This is a genomic window from Bradyrhizobium sp. LjRoot220, assembly GCF_964252915.1.
In the GTDB taxonomy this organism is placed as follows: domain Bacteria; phylum Pseudomonadota; class Alphaproteobacteria; order Rhizobiales; family Xanthobacteraceae; genus Bradyrhizobium.
The window spans coordinates 291994-317156 of the sequence record NZ_CAXUPS020000007.1; the positions used below are offsets into that span (position 1 = coordinate 291994).

The 25163-nt window shown below is 63.5% G+C and carries 22 protein-coding genes; 12 read left to right on the top strand and 10 right to left on the bottom strand.

Annotated features, from left to right (window positions below; genetic code table 11):
- Positions 1-12: 12 nt before the first annotated feature.
- Complete coding sequence (locus tag ACSQ84_RS27095; protein WP_436214772.1) at positions 13-669, bottom strand: TetR/AcrR family transcriptional regulator; 657 nt, start codon at positions 667-669, stop codon at positions 13-15.
- A 340-nt stretch (positions 670-1009) separates the two neighbouring features.
- Between ACSQ84_RS27095 and ACSQ84_RS27100 the strand changes: the two genes are divergently transcribed.
- From ACSQ84_RS27100 to ACSQ84_RS27130, 7 genes are all read left to right on the top strand, one after another.
- The gene (locus ACSQ84_RS27100; RefSeq protein ID WP_436214773.1) at positions 1010-3370 is read left to right on the top strand and encodes a molybdopterin guanine dinucleotide-containing S/N-oxide reductase; all 2361 of its coding nucleotides are present in this window, start codon (positions 1010-1012) and stop codon (positions 3368-3370) included.
- Positions 3371-3373: 3 nt separating this feature from the next.
- Positions 3374-4786, top strand: coding sequence for an amidase (locus ACSQ84_RS27105; protein ID WP_436214774.1), 1413 nt, complete (start codon positions 3374-3376; stop codon positions 4784-4786).
- A gap of 419 nt (positions 4787-5205) precedes the next feature.
- Entirely contained in the window at positions 5206-6123 is a 918-nt protein-coding gene (locus ACSQ84_RS27110; protein WP_436214775.1) for an ABC transporter permease, read from the top strand.
- Positions 6120-6986, top strand: a complete 867-nt coding sequence (locus tag ACSQ84_RS27115; protein ID WP_436214776.1) for an ABC transporter permease — start codon at positions 6120-6122, stop codon at positions 6984-6986. The genes ACSQ84_RS27110 and ACSQ84_RS27115 overlap by 4 nt, the downstream gene beginning before the upstream one ends.
- A complete protein-coding gene (locus ACSQ84_RS27120; RefSeq protein ID WP_436214777.1) occupies positions 6983-7963 on the top strand; it encodes an ABC transporter ATP-binding protein in 981 nt (326 codons plus the stop codon). Before ACSQ84_RS27115 ends, ACSQ84_RS27120 begins: the two co-directional genes overlap by 4 nt.
- Complete coding sequence (locus tag ACSQ84_RS27125; RefSeq protein WP_436214778.1) at positions 7960-8910, top strand: ABC transporter ATP-binding protein; 951 nt, start codon at positions 7960-7962, stop codon at positions 8908-8910. The genes ACSQ84_RS27120 and ACSQ84_RS27125 overlap by 4 nt, the downstream gene beginning before the upstream one ends.
- A 48-nt stretch (positions 8911-8958) precedes the next feature.
- Positions 8959-10488 carry an ABC transporter substrate-binding protein gene (locus tag ACSQ84_RS27130; RefSeq protein ID WP_436214779.1) on the top strand — a complete coding sequence of 510 codons (1530 nt, stop codon included), beginning with the start codon at positions 8959-8961 and terminating at the stop codon, positions 10486-10488.
- 82 nt (positions 10489-10570) lie between these two features.
- Here ACSQ84_RS27130 and ACSQ84_RS27135 read toward each other — a convergent pair whose 3' ends face one another.
- Positions 10571-11305: a spermidine synthase gene (locus ACSQ84_RS27135; RefSeq protein WP_436214780.1), complete on the bottom strand. Its 735-nt coding sequence runs from the start codon at positions 11303-11305 to the stop codon at positions 10571-10573.
- Positions 11306-11572: 267 nt separating this feature from the next.
- On the opposite strand from ACSQ84_RS27135, the gene ACSQ84_RS27140 reads away from it, so the two are divergent.
- A complete protein-coding gene (locus ACSQ84_RS27140; protein WP_436214781.1) occupies positions 11573-11893 on the top strand; it encodes a helix-turn-helix domain-containing protein in 321 nt (106 codons plus the stop codon).
- A gap of 143 nt (positions 11894-12036) precedes the next feature.
- On the opposite strand, the gene ACSQ84_RS27145 is transcribed toward ACSQ84_RS27140, so the two are convergent.
- Genes ACSQ84_RS27145 through ACSQ84_RS27175 form a run of 7 tightly spaced genes read right to left on the bottom strand, consistent with a single transcriptional unit; the run spans position 12037 to position 19508 of the window.
- A complete protein-coding gene (locus ACSQ84_RS27145) occupies positions 12037-12570 on the bottom strand; it encodes an NADH-quinone oxidoreductase subunit B family protein (RefSeq protein WP_436214782.1) in 534 nt (177 codons plus the stop codon).
- Between the two features lie 9 nt (positions 12571-12579).
- A complete protein-coding gene (locus ACSQ84_RS27150; protein WP_436214783.1) occupies positions 12580-14091 on the bottom strand; it encodes an NADH-quinone oxidoreductase subunit C in 1512 nt (503 codons plus the stop codon).
- An 18-nt stretch (positions 14092-14109) separates the two neighbouring features.
- Positions 14110-15561 (bottom strand): hydrogenase 4 subunit F, encoded by a 1452-nt coding sequence (locus ACSQ84_RS27155; protein WP_436214784.1) that lies wholly within the window; start codon positions 15559-15561, stop codon positions 14110-14112.
- On the bottom strand, positions 15558-16220 hold the full coding sequence (locus tag ACSQ84_RS27160; RefSeq protein ID WP_436214878.1) for a hydrogenase-4 component E: 663 nt from the start codon (positions 16218-16220) through the stop codon (positions 15558-15560). Before ACSQ84_RS27160 ends, ACSQ84_RS27155 begins: the two co-directional genes overlap by 4 nt.
- Positions 16221-16225: 5 nt before the next feature.
- Entirely contained in the window at positions 16226-17182 is a 957-nt protein-coding gene (locus ACSQ84_RS27165; protein WP_436214785.1) for a respiratory chain complex I subunit 1 family protein, read from the bottom strand.
- Positions 17173-19188, bottom strand: coding sequence for a hydrogenase 4 subunit B (gene hyfB, locus ACSQ84_RS27170; protein ID WP_436214786.1), 2016 nt, complete (start codon positions 19186-19188; stop codon positions 17173-17175). Before hyfB ends, ACSQ84_RS27165 begins: the two co-directional genes overlap by 10 nt.
- Positions 19188-19508 (bottom strand): helix-turn-helix domain-containing protein, encoded by a 321-nt coding sequence (locus tag ACSQ84_RS27175; protein ID WP_436214787.1) that lies wholly within the window; start codon positions 19506-19508, stop codon positions 19188-19190. The genes hyfB and ACSQ84_RS27175 overlap by 1 nt, the downstream gene beginning before the upstream one ends.
- A 235-nt stretch (positions 19509-19743) precedes the next feature.
- Between ACSQ84_RS27175 and ACSQ84_RS27180 the strand changes: the two genes are divergently transcribed.
- The 3 genes from ACSQ84_RS27180 (at position 19744) to ACSQ84_RS27190 (ending at position 22646) form a co-directional block, all read left to right on the top strand.
- Positions 19744-20973 carry a serine hydrolase domain-containing protein gene (locus ACSQ84_RS27180; RefSeq protein WP_436214788.1) on the top strand — a complete coding sequence of 410 codons (1230 nt, stop codon included), beginning with the start codon at positions 19744-19746 and terminating at the stop codon, positions 20971-20973.
- 126 nt (positions 20974-21099) lie between these two features.
- The gene (locus ACSQ84_RS27185) at positions 21100-22065 is read left to right on the top strand and encodes a VOC family protein (protein WP_436214789.1); all 966 of its coding nucleotides are present in this window, start codon (positions 21100-21102) and stop codon (positions 22063-22065) included.
- A 17-nt stretch (positions 22066-22082) separates the two neighbouring features.
- A complete protein-coding gene (locus tag ACSQ84_RS27190; RefSeq protein WP_436214790.1) occupies positions 22083-22646 on the top strand; it encodes a DinB family protein in 564 nt (187 codons plus the stop codon).
- 39 nt (positions 22647-22685) lie between these two features.
- Here ACSQ84_RS27190 and ACSQ84_RS27195 read toward each other — a convergent pair whose 3' ends face one another.
- Entirely contained in the window at positions 22686-23456 is a 771-nt protein-coding gene (locus ACSQ84_RS27195; RefSeq protein ID WP_436214791.1) for an IclR family transcriptional regulator, read from the bottom strand.
- Between the two features lie 110 nt (positions 23457-23566).
- On the opposite strand from ACSQ84_RS27195, the gene ACSQ84_RS27200 reads away from it, so the two are divergent.
- Positions 23567-25129: an acyl-CoA synthetase gene (locus tag ACSQ84_RS27200; RefSeq protein WP_436214792.1), complete on the top strand. Its 1563-nt coding sequence runs from the start codon at positions 23567-23569 to the stop codon at positions 25127-25129.
- The last annotated feature ends 34 nt before the right edge of the window (positions 25130-25163 follow it).

The following is a 25163-nucleotide window of genomic DNA, read 5'->3' on the forward strand; positions in this document are numbered from 1 at the left end:
TTTATCCTGCTGTTACGCCGGGGCTTTCGCGGCCGCCGTTCGTTTTCGCTTTGATCGACCACCCTTGTCGGAAGACAGTCGCGCCGCGGCTGCGTCCCGTCGGCGGACATCTTTCAGCAGCGTGCTCAGCGCCCACTCGATCGCATCGGCGATCTCGGCGCTGGACATGCCGAAATCCTCCCGCAGCGCGCTCCAGGCCAGCACGTTGTTGAGGTAGCTCGCGAGCGCCTCGGCCTGGCGGACCTCCTTCGGCTTGAGGTGCCGCGTCAGAGGAGCCATCGCCTTGCGATGCTGTTCGATCAGACGCCGCCGGAAGCCGGCCCGCATGGTGCGGCCGGCCCGGGTCAGTGCGATGGCGCGCGCGAGATGCGGATGCCGATCGAAGCTCCTGCACAGCTTGCGAAAGATGGCCGGCAGTTCGTCTGGCGACGTGAACGGAATGTAGCCGAAGACGTTGTCCTCGATCCATTCGCCGGCGGCGGTGAGAAGCTCCGCTCGCGTCTTGAAATGCCGGTAGATGGTGCGTTCGGCGACCCTGGCGCGCCTGGCGACATCAGCCATGGAAACGTCGTCGGCGGCCTCGTCTTCGAGCGACTCGACAAAGGCGGCAACGATGCGCTGGCGTGTCAATGCCGCGTATTCGTCGCGAAGTTCGGAGCTTTGTCGCATAACTGTACTCATGTCATAACTATGACATCGGTCTTTTTGGTGCGGCAAGAATAGATTTTGGGCATTTGCGCCACGAGAGTGGGCAGGCCGGCGCCTGAAATTCAGGAAGGGACGCGCCGCGGGGGTCTGCAGCGTCTGCAGGAAGGCGAGCGGGGCGTGGTCACGTGGATTGCAGGACGTCGATGGCCGAGCATGGAGCTTAGCTTCGCTTTTGCCGGCCGCATGGTCCGAGGTGCGGGCCGAGCAGACCCCCTCGCCAATTTCGCAATGCTCCCGGCGCCCGATAGGTTTAGAGTGCCGGCAGATTGCCTATGCACCTGATGACGATGAGAGCCTCCCAATGACCGATGTGACCGAGAAAGCCCCTCCCGTTCCCGCAACAAATAGTGGCTTCCGGCCGCATACCTCGCACTGGGGCGCGTTTTCGGCGCGCTGGCAGGGCGATGAACTCGAGGTTCGTCCGCATCCGGATGATCCCGATCCGAACCGGATCATCGAGAATTTTCCCGGCGCGTTGCGCCATCGCGCACGGGTCGCGCAGCCGATGGTGCGCCGTGGCTGGCTCGAAAATGGACCGGGACCGGACGAGCGCCGCGGGCGCGATGAGTTCGTTGCGATGTCGTGGGATGCGGCGCTGGACCTGCTCGGCGCCGAGCTCGCCCGGGTGCGGGACAATTTTGGCGCGGGCGCGGTGTTCGGCGGGTCCTATGGCTGGTCGAGCGCGGGCCGCTTCCATCACGCGCAAAGCCAGGTCCACCGCTTTTTGAACGTGGCCATGGGCGGCTACGTCAAGTCGGTCAATTCCTATAGTTCCGGCGCCTCCTCGGTGCTGCTGCCGCACATCCTCGGCGACTACGAGCAGTTGACGAAGCGCAACGTGTCCTGGGACCAGATCGTCGCGCATAGCGAGATCGTGGTGGCTTTCGGCGGCATGGCGCTAAAGAACAGCATGGTGGCCGGCGGCGGCACCAGCCAGCATGTCGAGCGCGGCGCGATGGCGCGCGCAGCTGCGCGCGGCTGCCAGTTCGTGCATGTCAGCCCGCTGCGCGGCGATCTGCCCGGGGAAGCCCGCTCGCAATGGATCAGCAACGTCCCGGGCACCGACACCGCGCTGATGCTCGCGCTGGTGCACACGCTGGTGGTCGAAGGTTTGCACGATCGCGATTTCCTCGATCGCTATACCGTCGGTTGGCCGGTGTTCGAGCGCTATCTGCTCGGAGAAACCGATGGCCAGCCCAAGGACGCGACGTGGGCCGCCGCGATCGCCGGCGTGCCCGCCGACAGCATTGTCGCGCTCGCCCGAAGGCTGCACGGACGCCGCGCCCTGATCGTGGTCGCACATTCGCTGCAACGCGCCGAACATGGCGAGCAGCCGGTCTGGATGGGCGCGGTTCTCGCGGCGACGCTGGGGCAGATCGGTCTGCCGGGCGGCGGCTACGCCTACGCGCTCGGGGCGATCGCCTATTATGGACGCCGCTACAACGCGGTGCCGATGCCGACGCTGTCACAGGGCCGCAATGGCGTTTCCGAATTCATCCCGGTCGCGCGCATCGCGGACATGCTGCTCAATCCCGGCGGCAGCTACCGCTACAATGGCAAGACCAAAACCTATCCCGACATCCGCCTGGTCTATTGGGCCGGCGGCAATCCGTTCCATCACCATCAGGATCTCAACCGGCTGCGGCGCGCTTTCGCGCAGGTCGACACGCTGGTGGTGCATGAACTGGGCTGGACCGCGACGGCGCGGCACGCCGATTTCGTGCTTCCCGCAACCATGACGCTGGAGCGCGAGGATATCGGCGGAAACCCCAACGATCCGCTGCTGGTGCCGATGCCGCAGATTGCGCCGCCTTACGCGCAGGCGCGCGACGATTACGCCATCTTTTCCGATCTGGCCGAGCGCCTCGGCGCCCGCGAGGCCTTCACCGAAGGCCGTAACGTCCGCCAATGGCTGGAGCATCTGTATGAACCCACGCGGAAGGCGCTGGCGGGCATGGATTTGCCGGCCCCCGGCTTCGACGAATTTCTGGCGGGGGACGGCCTGATCCTGCCGCAAGCGCCCGACGATGGCGGACAGCTTCGTCGCTTCCGTGACGATCCAGAAGGCGCGCGGTTGCCGACACCCAGCGGCAAGATCGAGATCTTCTCCGAAACCATTGCGGGCTTTCAGGAAGCCGATTGCCCCGGTCATCCGACCTGGCTTGCGCCGGCGCAGGTGCCAGCGCCAGCGGCGCCGCTGATCCTGGTCGCCAACCAGCCCGCGACCCGGTTGCACAGCCAGCTCGATTTCGGCGGCCACAGCGCAGCTGCGAAGCACCGTGGACGTGAGGTCGCACAGATGAATCCCGCCGATGCCGCCGCGCGCGGGATCAGCGACGGCGATATCATCCGTTTGTTCAATGCCCGCGGGGCGTGCCTCGCCGGCGTGCGCGTGACTAACGATATCAGGCACGGCGTCGTGCAGCTTTCGACCGGCGCCTGGTACGACCCCGCCGATCCCAGCGAAGACGCCCCGCTTTGCGTGCACGGCAACCCGAATGTGCTGACGCGCGACGTCGGCACATCGGCTCTGGCGCAGGGCTGCACCGGGCAACTGACGACGGCCGAAGTCGAGCGCTTCGATGGCAATCTGCCGCCGATCCAGGCCTATGATCCGCCGGTCGTTTCGATATCCAGTTCGGCAGTGAAACGCGGAAACTGAGCGATGGACAAGATCGATCTCTGCTTCACGCCGGCAACGGAACTGGCGGGTGCGATCCGCGTCCGGAAATTGTCCTCCGTCGAAATCACATCGACGGTGCTCGAGCGCATTGCCGCACTTGAGCCCAAACTGAATGCCTTCGCGCATCTGGCGGCGACGGAGGCGATGGACGCCGCGGCCGCGGCCGACAGCGCGCTTGCCAAGGGAGATTCCATCGGGCCGCTGCACGGCATTCCCGTCACCATCAAGGATCTCGAACCGGTGCGCGGCATGCCGTTCGAGCGCGGAACATATTTGTTTCGCGGCGATGTCGCGCCTGTCGACAACGTCGTGGTCGCGCGGCTTCGCGAGGCGGGCGCCATCATCCTCGGCAAGACCACCACGCCCGAATTCGGCTGGAAGGGCGTCAGCCACAGCCCGCTGACCGGCGTGACGCATAATCCGTGGAAGCTCGGCCTCAACGCCGGGGCGTCTTCTTCCGGCGCCGGTGTCGGCGCGGCCGCAGGCTATGGCCCGCTGCATCAGGGCAGCGACGGCGCCGGCTCGATCCGCATGCCCGCGCATTTCTGCGGCGTTTTCGGATTAAAGCCGACCTACGGCCGCGTGCCGCAATCGCCGATGACACCGAGCGATAACACCGTGCATCTGGGTCCCTTGACCCGCACCGTCGCCGACGCCGCGCTGATGCTCAAGGTCATGGCAGGCCGCCATCCCGACGATCAATCGAGCCTTGAAGCGCCGCCGGCCGACTATGGCGGACTTCTTGCGAGCAGGCCGCGCGCGCCGCGCATCGCGTTCAGTCCGGACCTCGGCCATGCCCGCGTCGACCCCGAAGTGGCCGCTTTGGTGCGCAAGGCCGCGGAGGTGTTCGAAACCGAACTCGGCTGGCGCGTCGAACTGGTCACGACGCCGTGGGGACCGAAGGGCCCGGAACTGGCGCGCTTCTTTTGGCCGGCGCATTACAGCCGTTACGCCGATCGACTCACCGAATTTCGCGACCGGATGGATCCGGGCTTTGTCGCCTGCATGGAAGCCGGACTACACATGACGCTCGCTGACTACCTGAAAATGAAGGTCGCAAAACTGGCCTATTGCGCGGAGATCCACCATTTCTTCGAGGAGTGGGATTTTCTGCTGACGCCTGCGGTGTCGGTCGCGGCATTCCCGGCGACGCAACTGCAACCCGACCACTGGCCGCAGCATCCGTGGGACTGGATGTCGTGGGCGGAGTTTTCCTATCCGTTCAATCTGGCGCAGAATCCGGCAGCGTCAATTCCCTGCGGCTTCACCAGCGCCGGGTTGCCGGTCGGGCTGCAAATCGTCGGCCGGCGCTGCGACGATCTCGGGGTGCTGCAAATGTCGGCGGCTTTCGAGGCCGCGTGCCCATGGGCCTCAGCGCGCCCACCGACTGCTTGAGAAGATTCAACGGCAGGGCGATGGTCGCTCAAAGCACTCCGTCAGGTGGCGGCTCGACCAATGGAAACACGCAGCTTGTAGCCATGAAGTCCACACAGTGGTTTCCCGGATAGACGCTGGGGCGCTATTTCGCAGAGAATGGCGGCGTTCATCCCGTAATCGTTCATCCAACAATATTGGCGCAGTTGCCCGGCGGTTTATCAAAATCGCCGGGCTTTAAGTTTTTTGGCGCCTGTTGGCGATCACCGCCGCCCCGGGCCCGGCTCTTGCATGTTCGGTCCCGGCTCTTGCATGCTCGGGCCCAGCCCTTGCATGCTCGGCCCAGCCCTTGCATGGAGCATCGAGGGATGACACCGTTACGGCCTCGGGCTGTGGCCGTCGGAAACCCTTGCTGCACTTCGGGACTGGAATTCTAGGAAATGGCGTTTCTCATTGCCCGGCGTCTTGCTCTCGGCGTCCTGGTCGCGCTCACGGTGATGACGCTTGCGTTCATGCTGACACGGCTGTCAGGCGATCTTGCGATCTCGATCGCCGGTCCTTCCGCGACGCAGGCCGACGTCGAGATCATACGCAAGGCCTACGGCCTCGATCGTCCGGTATATGTCCAGTTCTTCTCCTGGGTCGGCCGCGCCATGGTCGGCGACTTCGGCCAGAGCTATTTCTTCAAGGACAGCGTCGCCAACCTGATCGCGCGGCGCCTGCCGATCACCCTCACGCTCGGCCTGACCGGCCTCAGTCTCGCCCTGATCATCTCGATCCCGCTCGGCATCCTGGCGGCGGTCCGCGAGAACACCTGGCTCGACCGCGGCGTCACCATGTTCACGATGGTGGGGCAGGCGATACCGAGCTTCTGGCTCGCCTTGATTCTGATGATCGTGCTCGGTCTCAACCTCGGCGTCCTGCCGATCTCGGGCACCGGAACCTGGCAGCACTTCGTGATGCCGGGAATCGTGCTCGCCTTTACGGCCATTCCTGCCCTGACGCGGCTGACGCGCTCCGGCATGATCGAGGCGATGGCGTCCGACTACATCCGCACCGCGCGGGCCAAGGGCCTGTCGCGCGCGCGCATCATCTTCAAGCACGCGCTGCGCAACGCCGCGATCCCTGTCGTGTCGATCGCCGCGGTACAACTTGGCTTCATGCTGGGCGGCTCCATCGTCATCGAGACCGTGTTCGCCTTGCATGGCGTCGGCTATCTCGGCTGGGAGAGCATCGCCAAGAACGATTTTCCGGTGGTGCAGGCGGTGGTGCTGGTGCTGGCCGCGATCTATATCGGCCTCACGCTGCTGTCCGACATTCTCAATGCGTTGCTTGATCCGAGGCTGCGGACCGGATGAGCGAACCGATAGCAATTCATGCGCCGCTGACGTCGCGGGTCGGCGTGGCCGGCTTCACGGTCGGGATCGTTATCGTCGGAATCATCGCGCTGGCCGCGCTCGTCGGCAACCAGCTGGTACCGTACGATCCGTTCACCCAGGATCTCGGCAATCGCCTCAAGCCGCCGTTCTGGATGGAGGGCAGCCAGGCGGGGCATCTGCTCGGCACCGATCAGCTCGGCCGCGATTATCTGGCACGGCTGGTTTATGGCGCGCGCATTTCGCTGCTGATCGGCATCATGACCGTGATCACATCAGGGTTGATCGGCATCACGCTCGGCGTGCTCGGCGGCTTCTTCGGCGGCCGCATCGATGATGCCGTGCTGTTCGCCATCACGACCCGGCTGTCGATCCCGGTGGTGCTGGTCGCGCTCGCGGTGGTCGGGTTGATGGGCTCGGGCCTTGGCCTCGTGGTCGCGACGCTGGGGCTTCTGCTGTGGGACCGCTTCGCCGTGGTGGCGCGTGCCACCACGATGCAGATCCGCAGCCTCGACTATGTCAATGCCGCCCGCTGCGCCGGCGCCTCGACTTCGCATCTGCTGATCAACGAGATCCTGCCGAACATCGCCAGCCATCTTGCCGTGGTGGCAACACTGGAAATGGCGCTGGCGATCCTGCTCGAGGCCGCGCTGTCGTTTCTCGGCCTCGGCGTGCCGCCGCCGCTGCCGTCGTGGGGTTTGATGATAGCCGAAGGCAAGGACTACATGTTCTTCTCGCCCTGGGTGATCATGGTGCCCGGCGTCGCGCTGTTCGTCCTGGTGCTCGGCATCAATCTGGTCGGCGACGGACTGCGCAATTTGCTCGGCTCGGAGCGGTCGCGATGAGTGCATTGCTTGATATCGATGACCTCGAAGTCATGTTCGGCGGCCGCAGCGCGGCGGTGCGCGGCGCCTCGTTGCAGGTCGAGAAGGGCGAGACCCATTGCCTGGTCGGCGAATCCGGCTGCGGCAAATCGGTGACCGCGCTGTCGATCATGAACCTGCTCGCCCGCGGCGGCCGCCGCTCCGCCAAGCGAATGAGCTTTGCCGGTACAGACCTGCTGTCGCTGTCGGACCGCGAGATGGCGCGCCTGCGCGGCAATCGCATCTCGATGATCTTCCAGGAGCCGATGACCAGCCTCAACCCGGCCTTCACCATCGGCTCGCAGATGGCTGAAGTGCTGACCCGCCACAAGGGCGGCTCGCGCACCGCCGCGCTCGAGCGCTCGGTCGAACTGATGGGCCGCGTCGGCATCACCGCGCCGGAGATGCGGCTCGGCCAGTTCCCGCATCAGCTTTCGGGCGGATTGCGTCAGCGCGTCATGATCGCGATGGCCTTGATGTGCGATCCCGAACTGCTGGTCGCCGACGAGCCGACCACCGCGCTCGATGTCACCGTGCAGGCGCAGATCCTGCGGCTGCTCGCCACACTCAAGCGCGAACTCGGCCTCGCGATCCTGCTGATCACCCACGACCTCGGCATCGTCGCCCGCGTCGCCGACCGCGTCTCGGTGATGTATGCCGGCGAGGTGGTCGAACGGGCGCCGACCGCGGAATTGTTCCGCAGCCCGCAACATCCCTATACACGCGGACTGCTGTCCTGCGTGCCGGTGCCGGGCCGGGTGCAGCGCGACCGGCCGCTCGGCTCGATTCCGGGCGTGGTGCCGGCGATCGGACCCGGCTTTGCCGGTTGCGCGTTCCGCTCGCGCTGTTCCGATGCCGACGCCACCTGCGAACGCGAGATTCCGCGCCGCCAGGCAGGCGACGCGCACGACTATCTTTGCCGGCTGGCGCCGCAGCTCGCGGAGCCGCAACCCGCATGAGCGTCGCGATCGAAGTCCAGAACCTGCGCTGCGAGTTCCGGGTTAGCGGCGGGTGGTTCGCGCCGGAAAAACGCGTGATCGCGGTCGATGACGTCACCTTCAGCGTGCCGGCGGGCAGCGTGCTCGGCATTGTCGGCGAGTCCGGGTGCGGAAAATCCACGCTGGCGCGGCTGATCCTCGGGTTGCTGAAGCCGACGGCGGGGACGGTGCTGGTCGACGGCAAGCGCCTGTTCGACCTCGACCGCAAGGCGCGGGCGCGATTGATCCAGCCGGTGTTCCAGGATCCGTTCGCCTCGCTCAACCCGCGCCACCGCATCAAGAACATTGTCGCGCTGCCCTTGACCGCCCAGGGAACCTTCTCACGCGCGGAAATCGATCGCCGGGTTGCGCAAATCCTCGAACGCGTCGGGCTGTCGGCCGCGATGGGCGAGCGGATGCCCTCGCAACTGTCAGGCGGCCAACGCCAGCGCGCGGCGATTGCCCGCGCCCTGGTGCTGGAGCCGCGGATCGTGATCTGCGACGAGCCGACCAGCGCGCTCGACGTTTCGGTGCAGGCGCAAATCCTCAATCTGCTCGCCGATCTGCGCCGCGATCTCGGACTGACCTATCTTTTCATCAGCCACAATCTCGCGGTCGTGGAGCATGTCGCGAGCGAGGTCGCGGTGATGTATCTCGGCCGCTTCGTCGAGCGCAACGAAACCGACGCCCTGTTTCGCGAGCCGGGTCACCCCTACACGCAGGCGTTGCTGCAAAGCGTGCTGACTCCGGAGCCGGGCCGCGGCGTGCCCGACATCGGTCTTGGCGACGCCATGCCGGATCCGGCCAATATTCCCCCGGGCTGCCGGTTCAACCCGCGCTGCGGCATCGCGGTCGAACGCTGCCGCAATGTGGCGCCAATGCCCATGGTCCGCGCCCCCCAGGGAATGGTAGAGTGCCACCTGGCATAGCGCGTGCATTTCAACGGTTCGGAAAACATCAACAAGAAGGAGGGCAATATGCGTCTGCAAAACAAGCTCGGTGCGGCGATTTTCGCGGCGGCACTGCTCGGCGTCGGCGCTTCTCCAGTTGCGGCGCAAAAATCCGCCGACACCTTGCGGCTCACGATGCGCGCCGCGCTGTCGAACATCGATCCCTACTATAACAACGAGCGCACCGGTGTGGTGATGCACCACCAGGGTTGGGACGCGCTGGTCTACCGCAATCCCGATACCTTCAAGCTCGAGCCGCTGCTCGCGACCGAGTGGAAACTGCCGGACGCGACCACGATCGAGTTCACGCTCCGGCCGGGCGTGAAATTCCACGACGGCAGCCCGTTCACGGCCGATGACGTCGTCTACACGCTCAACCTGATATCGGATCCGGCGAGCAAGGTGTCGACACCCGCGAACTACAACTGGATCGACAAGGCGGAGAAGACCGGCGACATGTCGGTGCGTGTCAAGCTCAAGCAGCCGACGCCCGCGGCACTGGACTATTTTGCACTGGTCACGCCGATCTATCCCAAGGCCTATCGCGAGAAGGTCGGTGCGGAAGCCTATGCCAAAGCGCCGGTCGGCGCCGGCCCCTACAAGATGACCAAGGTCGAGTCGGGCGTCTCGATCGACTTCGAACGCTTCGAGGATTACTGGGCCGGCAGCCCCAAGGGCAAGCCGGCGATCAAGAAGATGAGCGTGCGCTTCGTGCCGGACGCCGCCACCGAAATGACCGAGCTGCTCGCCGGTCGTGCGGACTGGATCTGGAATCTGAATCCCGACCAGTTCGACAGCGTGAACAAGTTCCCGAATCTGGCGGCGGTGCGCAAGGAGTCGATGCGGGTAGGCTATCTCGCGCTCGACGCCGCCGGCCGCACCGGCGCCGACAATCCGATGACCAAGCTCAAGGTACGCCAGGCGATCTGGCACGCCATCGACCGGCAGGCGATTGCCGACAAGCTCGTCACCGGCGGAAGCCGCGTTCCGGGCGCTCCCTGCTTCCCGACTCAATTCGGCTGCAACGGCGAGGCGGCGACGCTTTACGACTACAATCCTGCCAAGGCGAAGCAGCTGCTCAGCGAGGCCGGCTATCCGGATGGTTTCGAGGTCGATTTGGCCAGCTATATATTGCCGCAGTGGGGCTCGGCGGTTCAGAACTATCTCATGGCGGTCGGCATCCGCGCCAAGCTCAACCAGCTTCAGGTCGGCGCGCTGATACAGCGCGCGAAGGCAGGGGAGCTGCGCGCTTATCTCGGCACGTGGGGCAGTTATTCGATCAATGACGTGTCCGCCTTCCTGCCGAACTTCTTTAACGGCGGCGCCGACGACTATGCGCGCGATCCGGATGTTCAGAAATGGCTGATCGAGGGCGGATCGACCAATGACGCTGAAGCGCGCAACAAGGCCTACTCGGCCGTGATCCAGCGCATCACGGAGCGGGCCTACTTCGCGCCGCTGCACACCTATGTGACGACGTACGGCTATTCCAAGCAGCTCGACTTCACGCCGTATTCGGACGAGCTGCCGCGCTTCTATCTGGCGAAGTGGAAATAAGGCGTCCGGCCGGGCTTGAGAGGTGTACGACAAGCTGCCTTAGGCCTGCCCGGCGGGGCTAAGGCAGCTGGACACTGCAATGTTAGCGCGAGCCATAAGTGAGATCGCGGCTCCGCAATCTTCCTCGGCGGATAGCCCAGCGTTCATGGCTGTGGCGCATGACGCGATCGAGCGCCGCCCGTGAACCCAGCGTCTTCTCGGGCATGCAGGCGATCACCGCATTGCGGTCCTCGATGCCTTGTTCGTCAACGATCCATGTCCGCATTTCCTCGCCGGCAAGCCGAGCGGCGATCCGGTCGGGTGTCGGATCAATGTCGTTTGCCACCGTCACATTCATCACGATCCGGCCACCCGGTGCCAGGCGGGAGCGGATGGCGTCGCAGGTCTCGGCATCGAACTCCTCCGAGAACCGAAATCCCGGTCCTCCGACGTCGATCGCGATGCCGTCGTAGTACCCGCGGTCATCGAATACAAATTTCCGAAAGTCGGAGACGACGCAGGGCAAATCGTCCGGCAGCTCAAAAAACTTGTGTGCAAGGACAAAGCTGATCGGGTTGTTGTCGACGATGGTCAGAGTCTTGCCAAGCCGCCACAACCTTGTTGCAAGGGTTCCCCCGCCGCAGCCCAAAACGAGGATTTGTTCGGAGCGGGACAGAAGCTCGTCCATGAGCTTGACATAGGTGAATACGCTTTCGCCATCGGGCGTTGCCTGGCTTTGCCTCACGCCTTGCTCGAAGTATACGCGCGTGCCGTCCCAGGAGCATTCCACGATCTCGATCTGCCCGTTCCTTCCCTGATAACGTCCCAGCAACTTCACGTCAGAAATCCAGGTTAAGAGTTGAGCATTAGAATAGATGCACCAAACATCTCTTATCATGTCGCGTATAGTGCGCCAACGGTTTCAGGAACGGCGCATAATGTTTCCGCATCCTTGCGCGATCATTCCGGTGAAGGGCTCGGATAGCGAGGTCCGTATCGGCGCGAACCCGTGTGTGATATATTTTGCATCTAAATCGATGCTTGAAGCAGTAACTAGTACGGTATAGACATATTCGGTGCCAATCTTGCCGGAGACCGCCATCTCATGATTACGGCCAACCAGCTCAGGGCGGCCCGTGCGCTCCTGAACATAGATCAGCGGCAAACCGCCGACCTTGCAGATCTTTCGGTCCCCACCATCCAGCGCATGGAAGCGAGCGACGGCGTTGTCCGCGGAAACGTCGATTCTCTGATGAAGCTGATTTCGGCACTGGAGCATGCGGGGATCGAATTGATCAATCCGGGTGTTGCGAGTTCAGCCGGTGGTCGCGGGGTTCGTCTCAGGGAACACATAACGAAGCCAAAGATGAAGAACGTAAAGCCGTCCAAACCGTCGCTGCCGCGGACTTTGGAACGGACTCGATGACTAAATCGAACAACGAATGATCGGGGAAGCCGCCAGGGGCAAATGCTCTTGCAGGCGGATTTTGGCGCCTTGAGGCGTTCGAAGGACATTTCGAAAAATCAATACGCGGCGTCGGTTGCGGCATACGCGTTTGCTCCGGAGCCTCACGTCGAAGTAGCGCTTTTGGCCGTTCGATCGAGCAAGGAGAGAAGTCCCTGCAGGATCGTAACGGGCGGCGGCGGGCAGCCGGGAATATGAAGATCGACGGGGACGACCTGCGAGACCCCTCCGACCACCGCGTAGCTGCCGGCGAAACATCCGCCATCCCTTGCGCAATCTCCGAGGGCAATGACCCATTTCGGGTCCGGGGTTGCATGATAAGTTCGTTCCAGGGCATCGCGCATGTTTTTGGTCACGGGTCCCGTGACCATGAGAACGTCGGCGTGGCGTGGCGAGGCGACGAACCGGATACCGAAACGCTCGACGTCGTAATAGGCATTGTTCAGCGCGTGGATCTCCAGCTCGCAACCGTTGCATGACCCGGCATCTATTTCGCGGATCGAGAGGCTTCGGCCAAGGCGTCGCCGTGTGGCGCGCTGAAGTGCAGCGGCGAGTTCCTCGACAGCCGTCTCGTCCAGCGCAGGGGCCTGCTCCGTGAGCGGCCTCTGGAAGAAACTTTGAAAGAGAAGTTTGCGCACCGTCTTCTCCTACAGATCCTGCCCGGAATAGGAACAGTTGAACGATTTGTTGCAGAGGGGAAAGTCGGCGACGATGTTGTCTTCAATGGCGGCTTCGAGCAGCGGCCATTGAAACCATGATGGATCGCGAAGATGGCAGCGCTCGACCCGGCCGCTGTCGAGCCGGAGCCAGACCAATACGTCGCCCCTGAAACCTTCGACCAACGCCATCCCCTCGCGCGGTCCCGCTTCGGCATCGACCGACGCGCTTAGCAGGCCGTCGGGAAGGCGGTCCAGAATCTGGCTGGCCAGGGAAAGGCTCTGCTCGACTTCCCGAATCCGAATCCAGACACGGGCGTTCACGTCACCGTCCTCGAGCACCGGTACCTCGAAGCGCAGATCGTCATAGGGCGGATAGCCCGGAGCCCGGCGGGCGTCGAACACGCGCCCGGACGCGCGCCCCACATAGCCTCCCGCACCGTACTGTTTTGCCAGTGCAGCCGTGACGACGCCGGTACCGACGGTACGATCCTGAAGCGACGCGGTGTTGTCGTAAAGTTCGATCAATTCGGGAAATCGAAGGTTGATATTATCGAGCGCCGTACGGATGGCGGACTGCCCCCTGGCGTCGAGATCGCGGGCCAATCCACCGGGAACGATGACGTCCCGCATCAGGCGATGACCAAAGGCGCTGCTTGCCGCGCGCAGAAGGTTCTCGCGCAGCACGTTGCAATGGGCCTGCATCAAGCCGAAGGACGCGTCATTGCAGATCGCGCCGATGTCGCCGAGATGGTTGGCGAGCCGCTCGAGTTCCGCAAGCAGCGCCCGCAGCCAGACCGCGCGATCCGGAACGACAACTTGCAGCGCCGCCTCGACGGCCCTCGAAAAGGCGTAGGCATAGGCGACGGTGCTGTCGCCCGATACGCGCCCCGCCAATTGAGCGGCGCGCTCGATAGGTGCGCCTCGCATCAGCCCCTCGATGCCCTTGTGGGTATATCCCAGCCGTTGTTCCAGCCGGACCACGGTTTCGCCGCTGGCGGAAAAGCGGAAATGTCCGGGCTCGATGATGCCTGCATGCACGGGCCCGACCGCAATCTGATGCACGCCATCGCCTTCCACCGGCAGGAAACGGTAGGGCGCCGTCATCGACAACGCGTCGATGCGATCTCCAAGCGGGAACCGTACGCCCCAACGGTTGTGATCGAGCCAGCGGCGGGTGTCGGGCAAGTCTTCCGCGGATAATCCGAACAGGTCGCTGACGGTGCGCTCCAATCGAAGCGCCGGCGGGTGGTGCTTGCTGACTGAGGGATAAACCCGATTGGGGCAATCGATGCTGACGACCGCGATTTCCGTCGTGTCGCGGTCGACGATCGCCATGTGTGCCGTCGAGGGCTCACCCCAGAGGCCGAGCAGGCTCCAGCGCCCCTGTGCCAGCTCGTTGGCGGCAAACGCCCAAACCGAGGCATCGACCACGGTGCGCGGCCAAGGCATGTGCCGCGGGATTTTGCGGCCTTCCAGCATCAGATCGATCAGCGACGGCATATCCCGTTCATCCCTCAATCATCCAAGAAGACGCGCCACGTGCTGGAACCAGACGACGAGCGGTGCGGGAAGATAGATGCCCGCACCCAGAACCAGGGCGAGATGCGCAAACATCGGCACGTAAGAGGCCTCCGCAGACACTGTGCTGCCGCGAGGTTCGCCGAATGCGACGCTCGTCAGGCGCAACGTCAACGCGCCAAAGGCGAGCAGAAGCCCGAACACCAGCGCGATGGCGAGCAGTGGTTGCCGTGCGAAGGTCGAACTCACGATGAGGAATTCGCTCATGAAGATGCCGAGCGGCGGCAACCCGGCGATCGCGACGACGCCCACCACGAAACCCCAGCCAAGCGCGGGATGGGTCACCGTCAGGCCCCGGATCCGGTTGATCCTCTGCGTGCCCTTGATCTGCGAGATATGGCCAACCGCGTAGAAGATCGCCGACTTGGTCAGGCTGTGCATGACCATGTGCAACAGCCCGGCAAAATTGGCGAGCGGGCCGCCCATTCCGAACGCAAAGACGATGATGCCCATGTGCTCGATCGAGGAGTAGGCGAACAGTCGTTTGATGTCCCGCCGGCGGTACAGCATGAATGCTGCGAAGATCAACGAGACGAGGCCCATCGTCACCATCAGCGGGCCCGGAGCAATCGCGTGAGGATTGACGGCAAGCAATATCTTGAAGCGCAGCAGCGCATAAAGCGCGACGTTCAGGAGCAGGCCCGACAGCACGGCCGATATCGGGGTTGGACCTTCGGCGTGTGCGTCCGGCAACCAGGCGTGCAGCGGCGCGAGGCCGACCTTGGTTCCGTAACCGAGAAACAGGAAAATGAAAGCGACATTGAGAAGGGCGGGATCGAAGGCCGCGGCATGCTGGACCAACAGCGTCCAGATCATGCCGTCCTGGCCTTCGCCTACGATCGGACGCGCCGCCATGTAGACGAGGATCGTGCCAAACAGGGCGAGCGCAATTCCGACGCTGCCGAGGATGAAATATTTCCACGCCGCTTCCAGCGCCGCGTGCGTGCGATAGATCCCGACCATCAGCACCGTGGTGAGCGTCGCGATTTCCACCGCGACCCACATCAGGCCGATATTGTTCGACACGAAAGCCAGATTCATGCCGAACATCATGGTCTGGTACATGGCGTGGTAGAAACGCAGGTACACCGGCGTCAACCGGCCGGTTTCGAGTTCGTGGGCGATGTAGCTCGCGCTGAAGATGCTGGTCGTGAAGCCCACGAAAGTGTTGAGCACGATGAAGACGATATTGAGGTCGTCGACCAGCACGTACGGCCCCGGCTGCGGCCGTTCGATAACGAACAGCGAGAGCGCCGAAACAAAGGTCAACAAGCTGGCGACAACGTTCAGCCGCGCTGTCAGCCGGTAGCCGGGCAGCACGGCAAGCAGCGCTGCCGAAACGATCGGGATCAGCAGGACCGCCGCCACGGGCTCGAAGGAAGCCATGCTCATCTGTGCTCGCCCCGGTAATCGTCGAGGGCGGAGACATCAACGGAATCGAAGCGTTCGCGGATCCGGAACAGGAAGATCCCGATGACGATGAAAGCGATCAGGATCGAGAAGGCGACGCTGATTTCGACGACCAGCGGCATGCCCTTGGCGCCGGTCGCCGCCAGCACCAGTCCGTTCTCGAGCGACATGAATCCGACGACCTGACTGACGGCATTGCGCCGCGTCACCATGACCAGTAGTCCGAGCAGCACGACCGACAATGCGAAGGCGAGATCTTCGCGGGCCAGGGGATCGGCGTCGGCGGTGACCCGCAGCATCAGGACCATGGAGAGGGCGACCAGCGCCATCCCGGCCAGCATGGTCAGGCCGATGCCCACGGCTGACTCGATGTCGCGATGAATGCCAAGCTGCTTGACGATACGATGCAATGCCACCGGAATGACGATTGCCTTGAAGACAAGGGCGATGGCCGCCGTGATGTAGAGATGAGGCGCGTCCTGGATGTAGGCCTGCCAGGCGACGGAAAGTGCGAGCACCACGGCGTGGAGCGCAAAGATGTTGAGCAGCGAATAAAGTCTGTCCTGGTACAGCATCATGAAGCTGATCAGGACGAGGCCGCCGGCCAGCGTATGCGAGATGTCGAAGGCGAGGCTGTGCATCTGCATCAGAAACTCCTCGACACGAACAGGAGAAGCGTACCGAGCAGACCCAGCATGAGCGCGGCTCCGAGAAACTGCGGAATGCGGAAGACCCGCATTTTGGCGGTGGCGGTCTCGAATAGCGCCAGGAAGAAGCCGGCGGCTGCCAGTTTGACGACGTAGGCGCCGGCGCCGACGGCGTAGGCCAACGGGCCGGTGCCAAACAGGGCGATCTTCCAGGGCAGGAACACGCAGGCGATCAGCGAGATGTAGAGCAGGAGCTTGAGAAACGCGCCGAATTCGATCATCGCGAGATGGCGGCCGGAATATTCGAGCACCATCGCCTCATGCACCATGGTGAGCTCCAGGTGCGTGGTGGGATTGTCGACCGGGATGCGCGCGTTTTCGGCCAGCGCCACCATGATGAGTGCGATGACCGCCATTCCCAGTGATACCCGCAGTCCGACGTAGGACGAGGCCATGAAATTGGCTACCGTCGAAAGCTGCGTCGAGCCGGCAACCAGCGCAATGCAAAAGAAAACCAGCAGCATCGCGGGTTCGGCGAGGGCTGCGATCATCACTTCGCGGCTGGAGCCGATGCCGCCAAAGCTGGTGCCTACGTCCATTCCGGCAAGCGCCAGAAAGAAGCGCGCGCTTCCGAGCAGCGCAACGATGGCGATCAGGTCGGCGGTCCAGTTGAACAACAGGCCTGTCGCAAAGGTCGGTACCAAAGCTGCGGCAACCCAGATCGCTGCAAAGGTCACATAGGGTGTCACGCGGAACAGCCACGAGGCGTTCTCGGCCAGCACCACCTCCTTGCGAAGCAGGCGCAGCAGATCGCGATAGGGCTGAAACACCGAGGCGCCCCGGCGGCGCACCAGCCTCGCCTTGATCTTGCGCACGAAGCCGGTCAGCAGCGGTGCGAGCAGCAGCACCAGCAGCATCTGCATACCCTGCACGATGATGTCCGAGATCACGACCATATCGCGAGCACCAGAAGCAGCGTGACGAGGGTGGCAAAGACGAGACTGAGATATCGCCGGATGGTCAGGAATTGCAGGCGGTTGAGCCGGTCGGAAGAAAAGCCGACCGCGCCCGCGATCGGTCCATAAATCCCCTCCCAGACCAGATCGTGCAATTCGATCCTGAGCCGCGCCGGCCTGACGTCTCCGGGCGCGGGCATGTCGACATGGTCGCGCGCGCTAAACACGAGTGTGCCGAAAACACGGCGGATCGGCTGCGCGAAGCTTGCGGCCGAATACTGCGCCGCAGGAACAGGGTCCGAAAAACCGCAGCCCCAGGCGGGTCCCCGCCGCAGCGCATGCGAGGCGAAGCGATGGATCGCCAAGACGGAAAGGTAAGCGGATATCGTGATGAATATCATCACCAGCAATCCATTGTATGAACTGCGGCTCTCCGCAATCGGCACGATCGAAAGCCAGGGTTCATTGGCCTGGATCGGCATGCGGCCACCGAGGATATCGATCGTGATCGGCGAAAGCGCATCGATCACCAGTCCGGGCAGGATTCCGGCGAGCAGGCAAAGTGCGGCAAGGATGAACATGGCCGACAGCGCGTAGCGATCGACCTCGTGGGCGGTCTCCGCTGCCGCACCACGCGGCCGCCCGAGAAAGGTCAAGCCGAACGCCTTGACGAAGCACGCCGCGGCCAATGCGGCGGCCAATGCGAGCAGGGCGCCAACCGCAGGCACCATGATCTTCAGTGCCCATTGCGGCAACTCCGGACTTTGCAGCACCGCCTGGAACATCAGCCATTCCGAAACGAAGCCGTTGAAAGGCGGTAGCGCCGAGATCGCGACGCAGCCGACGAGAACGACGAAGCTGGTGAACGGCATGCGGTGGATGAGACCACCGAGCTTGTCGATGTCCCGCTCGCCGGTCGCAGTCAGGACGGCGCCGGCTCCGAAAAACAGCAGGCTCTTGAACAAGGAGTGGTTGAGGACGTGAAACAGCGCTGCGGTGAAGGCCAGCGCTGCCGCCAGCTTCAGCCCATTGGCCTGAAACGCCAGGGCAAGGCCGAGGCTTGCGAAGATGACGCCGATATTCTCGATCGTGCTATAGGCCAGCAGGCGTTTCAGATCCTTTTCCATCAGGGCGTAGAGAATCCCCATGACGGCGGTGATGCCGCCGAGGAAAAGCACGACGACGCTCGCCGACCAGGTTGGCGGCCCCAGCAGATCGAATATGACGCGAATGAAGCCGTAGATTGCCACCTTGGTCATGACGCCGCTCATCAGCGCCGAAACGTGGCTTGGCGCTGCGGGATGTGCGAGCGGCAGCCAGACGTGCAACGGCACAAGGCCGGCCTTTGAACCGGCTCCGAGCAACATCAGGATCAATACCAGCGTGGCCACGTAAGGCGTGTGAGGGGCCGCACGAATGGCCGCAAATCCGTAATCTCCCGCCGGTCCGGCCAACAGACCGAAGGCCAATAGCAATGCCAGCGTGCCGAAGCTCGCCATGACCAGATAGACGTAACCTGCCTTCGCGTTGCCCGTCTCGCGGTGATGCGCCATGACCAGCGCCCAGGACGCCAGCGACATGAACTCCCAACAGAGCAGATAGGAAAACGCATCGTCCGCCAGCACCACGAGATTCATGCCGGCCAGAAAGGCAGGAAAGAAGGGCAGCACGCGATGCGGCGCTGGCTCGTGGCGGCCGTAGCCGAGACCATAAAGGCTCGCTGACGCGCCGCCCAGATTGACCACAACGAGAAAAAACGACGCCAGCGCATCCATGCGGAAATGGGCGCCGAGCCACGGCAGTCCGACCGGCAAGGTCAATTCGGTGGCATCAAGGACCCCGCCAACCAGCCAGCGAATCGACCCCGACAACGCGACCAGGGAAACAGCGATGGTCGCGCCGTAAATAATGACCGTCGCACTCTTGGCGCGGCTCAGAACGCTCGCAAGCACGGCGAGCGCAAGCAATCCGGCGACACACGACATTTGCAAAGCGACAGGGGACATCAAGTACGGCCCCTCGTCCCGTTCGATGCTTTGGGTTCCAGCGGATTGTCCGAATGGGTTTTCGCCGACGCCGAAGTCGTCTTCAGCCGCACCCCGCGCCCCTGCGAATGGCTGACGGCGCCTTCGTCGATCATCTCGATCCCGGCGGCGTCGAAGGCGGCAATCAACTTGACCAGCGAATCGACATTGCCCCGGACCATCGTTTCGCTCGCCTCCATGCGCTGGATGGTCGGCACTGAGAGTCCGGAGAGCTCTGCGAGCCGGCGCTGATCGATGCCGAGCAGCAACCTGGCAGCCCGCAATTGAGCTGCCGTGATCATCGGCTTGCCTTGCTGTCGGGACCCCGGCCCCTGCCAAGCATCATTCCTGCATCCTAATTAGTGATGTTAAACTGTCAATTAGTGATATCTAAAATATCTATTCTTAGGGATGGCTTCGGGCGTCTGACGACGAAAAGTTTGCCAATCGCACAAATTCCGAAGAGTCTAGAATGGCCGTAGTTCCACGCGGGATCCGGGACCACGAATGGCAGGGTTGCTAACTCGGCGTGATGCCTTGTTGCGGGGGGCGGGGCTTGCGGCGGCAGGTCTGGTGCCCTCTGCCGGCGTTGCCGCGCCTGTCCGCAAGCCGCTTCAGGGCGAGACGATCGACGCCGCGTTGCAGGCGAAGGTCATCGCGAAGGAAATCCCCGGCGTGGTCGCGATGGCCGCGAACGAAACCTCGGTCGTCTATCAGGGCGCGTTCGGCGCGCGCAACATCGCGGCTGCGACGCCGATGTCGTCAGATACGGTTTTTCGTATCGCCTCGATGGTCAAGCTGCTGACCTCGGTGGCTGCCTTGCAATTGGTCGAGCGCGGTAAACTGAAGCTCGATGAGCCGGCCGCCAATATCGATCCGACGCTGGCTTCGTGCCAGGTCCTCACGGGCTTCGACGCAAAAGGCGTGCCGCAACTGCGGCCGGCGCACAGACCGGTCACGCTGCGAAACCTGCTGACGCACACATCCGGCTTCAGCTACCCGCTCTGGGATCCCAACGTGGTTCGTTACCTGAAAGCGGCACGGGCCGATCCGGCGTTGCCGCGTCGGCCGCTGATGTTCGAGCCGGGGACACGATGGGCCTATGGCGGCGGCATCGACAATGTCAGCCAGCTGGTGGAGATCGCCAGCGGCATGGGCATCGATCGCTATTTCACCGAGAATATCACCGGCCCGCTCGGCATGAACGATACCGGCTTTGTTATCACCGGGCAGCAGCGTGCGCGCCAGGCCAGCCTGCATGTGCGGGATGCCGGCGGAAAGCTCGTCGCAAGACCGTTCGAGAAGCTGGCGCCGACAGCAGCCTTTTCCGGCGGCGGCGGTATCTATTCGACCGCGCCGGATTATCTGGTCCTGCTGCAGGCGCTGCTGAATGGCGGGCGCTTTCGCGGCGCAAGCATCCTGCGGCCGGACACCATCGCAATGATGTCGACGAACCAGATCGGCAACATCGAGGCTGGAATTCTCAAAACCGCCAACCCGGCGCTGTCGAATGACGTGGATTTCTTCCCGGGCATCCATCTGCGCTGGGGGCTTGGCCATATGATCAATGTCGATCCGGTCCGGGATAGCCGCGCGGCGGGCAGCCTCACCTGGGCCGGTCTGTTCAACACCTATTACTGGATCGACCCGAAAAAGCGGATTGCGGGCGTCATCATGATGCAGATCCTGCCCTTCGCCGACAGACAGGCGCTGGTAGCCTACCGGCAATTCGAGCGCGGGATTTATCGCGCGCTTGGAGCAGCGTAGTTACCCCTGGGTGACCGCCGTCCCGTCGACGTAGATGTGATCGAAACGTGCCGCGGCAGGCGGTTTGCCGAGCGAAAATATGATAGACCGCAATCATCCCATCCGAACCCAGGCAACAAACGCACCATGAACCTCGATCTGACCCGTCGCACCTTGCTGCATCTCGCCGGCGTCTCCTCACTCGCGGCGGCCGCCGCGGCCGCGGCGCGCGCCGAGGAGGGTGGCAGCGGCGGCGGGCCGACCTTCGCCAACCGCACGCCGATGCGGATCGGCATGGTCACGATCCGGGTCCGCAATCTCGATGTCGTGGCGGACTACTACCGCGATGTGCTTGGCCTTGCCGTGATGGAGCGCTCGGCCACCGGCGCCGTGCTCGGCGCCGGCGGGGTCAAACTGCTGGCGCTCGAGGCGCGCCCCGATGCCGCGAACGAAGCCCGCACCGCGGCCGGGCTTTATCACACCGCCTTCCTGATGCCGACGCGCAAGGATCTCGCGCGCTGGCTGGTCAATGCCGCAATCCACCGCGTGCCGCTGTCGGGCTTTGCCGATCACCGGGTCAGCGAGTCGGTCTATCTCGATGACCCCGAGGGTAATGGCATCGAGGTCTACGCCGATCGCGATCCATCGCTGTGGCAATGGAGCGCCGGCACGGTGACGATGGGGACCGACCAGCTCGACGTCGATAACCTCGTCTCGCTCACCAATGTCAACGTCAGCGATTATGCCAGGGCGCCCGACGGCTTGCGGATCGGGCACATGCATCTGCGGGTCGGCGATCTCGCCAAGGCCGACGGCTTTTACCGCGAAACCCTCGGCTTCGATCCGACCCGGGCGCGCAGCGGCGCCGCATTCCTGTCCTCGGGCCGTTATCATCACCATCTCGGCCTCAACGTCTGGCAAAGCGCCGGCGCTGGCCGGCGCGATGATACGGCCACCGGGCTTGCCTGGTTCTCGCTCGAGATCGAAAAAGCGGAGTTGTTCGCGGCAAAGGAAGAACGTCTGCGTCAGGCCGGCGTGCAGGTCGCGTCTGTTGCTGGTGGCCTCGAGGCCGCCGACCCCTGGGGCACGCGCGTGCGCCTCGTCAAAGTCTGAACCGCTCCACACAGGAGGTGCCGATGGATGCCGTGCTTCCGTATCGTGCCATGGCCTACAACAATGGCTGGGCCAACCATCGCCTGCTCGCAGCCTGTGCAAAGTTATCACAGGCGGATTTCACCGCGCCGCGCACCGGTTTCTTTCCCAGCCTGCGCGCAACCCTCAATCACATCCTGATCATCGACCGCTTCTATGTCGACGCCCTCGAAGGCGGCACGCTGGGGCCAGCAGCCTGGGCCAATCAGGAACTGTGCGAAACCGTTGCCATCCTCCGCGACGCGCAAGGCGAGATGGACCGGCGCTTGATTGCTTTCGTCGAGCGCCTTGGCGCTGAAGATCTCGACCGCATCGTCAACGTCCATCGCGGCAGTCGTATCCAGCACGAGCGGATGGACCGGCTCTTGCTGCATCTGTTCCAGCATCAGGTCCATCATCGCGGTCAGGCGCACGCGATGTTGAGTGCGACCGGCGTCAGGCCGCCGCAGCTCGACGAGTTCTTCGCCGCAGAAGAGGCGCCGTTGCGGGCCGCGGAGTTTGCAGAGCTTGGATGGAACGAAGAGACCGTCTGGCGCGGCTGAGTTACGGCTTTGTCGTGATAGCGCTCACTGTTGCTAGAATTACGGCGGCAGCTGCGCGGCGACTTCGCGCGCGGCGATGGCCATGTCGTTCGCCAGTGCCAGCGATTTTGCGCGATCGAGCTGGCTGCCGAGGCCGACAGCGGCGATGGTGTGCGAGATGGTGCCCTGGCTGTTCAGAACCGGCACCGCCACGATCGTGACGCCGTCGATGTAATTGCCGCGATCGATGCTGAAACCCTGACGGCGCACCTGTTCGACTTCCTTGCGCCAGGCGTCGTAGCTCGGCGCGTTGTGCCAGCGCAGCAGGCGAAAGCGCTTCTCGATCTCCTTCTGCGGTTGGCCGCAAAAGGCGGCGACGCATCGCCCCGTGGCGCTGATCAGCGCGGGAAACCGGCTCCCCACATCGACATGCAGCCGCACCGGCGCCTGGCTGCGGGCGAGTGCGATCACGATCATGTTGTCGAGGTCGGGCACTTCGACGCCGATCGCCATCACACCGTAGCGGTGTGAGAGATCATCCAGCTTCGGCCGCACCAGGTTCGGAAAGTCGCTGTTCTCGAGCACGGCGCGCGCCAGCGGCAGCATGCCGACACCGAGCCGGTAGCGCTTGGTCAAGGGATCGACTTGCAGCAGGTCTTCGGCAACGAGCGCGCGCACGATGTGCAGCGCGGTGCTGGGCACGAGATCCAGACTCTCCGCAATCGCCTTGAGACTTTGCGGCGAACGGCTGCGGCTGAGCAGCCGGAGAATGGCGATGGCGCGGGTGACGGCAGGTACCGCGCGGACCCGCGGCGATTTCGGATTCGGCATGATTGTATCCGTACAACAATGATTGCGGTGCAACAACGAAGAGTGCTAATTGTACATATACAATTATAAACGCTATTTGACAATTGGATTTTCTTCGGTATTTTGCCGCCATGACCAAGCTGACCTACTTCACGAGCTACGCGGATGCGCAGGCGGAATTTTCCTCCGCAAAACTCTGGGAACTGTTCGCGGGCAATCGCGAGCGCCTGAACATCGCTCATGAATGCATCGACCGGCATGCGGGGCGCTCCAATCCAGCCGTGATTATCGTTCACGCCGACGGGCCGGACGAACTGCTGAGCTTTCGCGATATCTCGGAAGCCTCGTCGCGCTTCGCCCATTATCTGGCGAGCGAGGGCGTCAAGGCCGGCGATCGCGTGGCGATCATGCTGGAGCCGTCGCGGGCCTTCTATGTGGCGGTGTTCGGCACCATGAAGGCGGGCGCCATCGCGGTGCCCCTGTTCACTCTGTTCGGACCCGACGGCGTCAAGCTGCGGGTCGACGACTGCGCGCCGAAACTGATCGTGACGAATGCCGAGAAGGCACCAGGCCTTGCAGGCATCAACGCCAAAGTCGTGGTCGCCGACGATGCTTTCCTGAAGGGTCTTGAGCGCTTCTCGCCGCACTTCACGCCCAACACGGCGGCCGACGCGCTGGCGCTGTTTCAGTATACGTCTGGCACGACGCGCGAGCTTCCCGAGGCGGTCAAGCACAGCCATCGTGCGATCGTGACGCTGATGGTGGCCGCGCTGTACGGAACGGGTTTGCGCCCCGGCGATCGTTTCATCTGCCCGTCGTCGCCGGCGTGGGGCCATGGTCTCTGGCACGGCACGCTGGCGCCGCTGGCGCTCGGCATCACCATTGGCGCCTATGCCGGCAAGTTCAATCCGGAGCGGCTGCTGGCGGCGCTGCAGCAGCACCAGTTCACCAACATCTCGGCGGCCGCCACCCATTACCGCATGATGCGGAACTCAGGCGCGGCCCCGAATTATCGCTACGCGATCGCGAAATTGTCCTTCACCGGCGAGCCGATCGACAGCGAGACGGCTTCGTTCGTCGAAGACACTTTCGGCCGGCCGGCCTGCAGCATGTACGGCACCACCGAGATCGGTGTCATCCTGGTGAGCTATCCCGGGGCCGGCGATTTCGTCGTCAAGCCGGGTTCATTGGGTAAACCGGTCCCCGGCGGGCGCGTCGAAGTCCAGGATGCCGAAGGCCGGCCGTGCCAGCCTGGTCTCGCAGGCGAACTGAAGGTCTGGCGCCACGGTCAGTGGATCGCGACCAAGGATCTCGGCCGCATCGATGAGGACGGTTACTTCTATCACGGTGGCCGCGCCGACGATGTGATCATCTCCGCCGGCTGGACCATGAGCGCCGTCGAGATCGAGGATGCGATCCTGAAGCATCCGCAGGTCCGCGAAGCCGCCGCCATCGGCGTGGCCGATCCGCTGCGCGGGCAGGTGGTGAAAGCCTTTGTCGTCACCGACCGGGCAGGCGACGAGGCGTTCCAGCGCGAGATCCAGGACGTGGTGCGCCAGCGCCTCAGCCATCACGAATATCCGCGCGTCGTCAGTTTCGTCACCGAACTGCCCAAGACGCCGGCCGGCAAGGTCAACCGCAAGGTGCTGCGTGACCGCGAGCAGGCCATCAAGACATCAGAAGCCAGGAATTAGCACAAGAGTTGAAGGCAAGAGCCTGAAGGAAGGA

Bases quoted from the DNA above. Each gene is read 5' to 3' on its own strand.
- ACSQ84_RS27165 (WP_436214785.1), bottom strand. From the start codon at position 17,182: ATGGTCGTGATCTCGGACATCATCGTGCAGGGTATGCAGATGCTGCTG.
- ACSQ84_RS27120 (WP_436214777.1), top strand. From the start codon at position 6,983: ATGAGTGCATTGCTTGATATCGATGACCTCGAAGTCATGTTCGGCGGC.
- ACSQ84_RS27195 (WP_436214791.1), bottom strand. From the start codon at position 23,456: ATGCCGAATCCGAAATCGCCGCGGGTCCGCGCGGTACCTGCCGTCACC.
- ACSQ84_RS27105 (WP_436214774.1), top strand. From the start codon at position 3,374: ATGGACAAGATCGATCTCTGCTTCACGCCGGCAACGGAACTGGCGGGT.
- ACSQ84_RS27140 (WP_436214781.1), top strand. From the start codon at position 11,573: ATGATTACGGCCAACCAGCTCAGGGCGGCCCGTGCGCTCCTGAACATA.
- ACSQ84_RS27150 (WP_436214783.1), bottom strand. From the start codon at position 14,091: ATGCCGTCGCTGATCGATCTGATGCTGGAAGGCCGCAAAATCCCGCGG.
- ACSQ84_RS27115 (WP_436214776.1), top strand. From the start codon at position 6,120: ATGAGCGAACCGATAGCAATTCATGCGCCGCTGACGTCGCGGGTCGGC.
- ACSQ84_RS27175 (WP_436214787.1), bottom strand. From the start codon at position 19,508: ATGATCACGGCAGCTCAATTGCGGGCTGCCAGGTTGCTGCTCGGCATC.
- ACSQ84_RS27100 (WP_436214773.1), top strand. From the start codon at position 1,010: ATGACCGATGTGACCGAGAAAGCCCCTCCCGTTCCCGCAACAAATAGT.
- ACSQ84_RS27125 (WP_436214778.1), top strand. From the start codon at position 7,960: ATGAGCGTCGCGATCGAAGTCCAGAACCTGCGCTGCGAGTTCCGGGTT.
- ACSQ84_RS27155 (WP_436214784.1), bottom strand. From the start codon at position 15,561: ATGAGCATGGCTTCCTTCGAGCCCGTGGCGGCGGTCCTGCTGATCCCG.
- ACSQ84_RS27200 (WP_436214792.1), top strand. From the start codon at position 23,567: ATGACCAAGCTGACCTACTTCACGAGCTACGCGGATGCGCAGGCGGAA.
- hyfB (WP_436214786.1), bottom strand. From the start codon at position 19,188: ATGTCCCCTGTCGCTTTGCAAATGTCGTGTGTCGCCGGATTGCTTGCG.
- ACSQ84_RS27130 (WP_436214779.1), top strand. From the start codon at position 8,959: ATGCGTCTGCAAAACAAGCTCGGTGCGGCGATTTTCGCGGCGGCACTG.
- ACSQ84_RS27095 (WP_436214772.1), bottom strand. From the start codon at position 669: ATGCGACAAAGCTCCGAACTTCGCGACGAATACGCGGCATTGACACGC.
- ACSQ84_RS27185 (WP_436214789.1), top strand. From the start codon at position 21,100: ATGAACCTCGATCTGACCCGTCGCACCTTGCTGCATCTCGCCGGCGTC.
- ACSQ84_RS27110 (WP_436214775.1), top strand. From the start codon at position 5,206: ATGGCGTTTCTCATTGCCCGGCGTCTTGCTCTCGGCGTCCTGGTCGCG.
- ACSQ84_RS27160 (WP_436214878.1), bottom strand. From the start codon at position 16,220: ATGCACAGCCTCGCCTTCGACATCTCGCATACGCTGGCCGGCGGCCTC.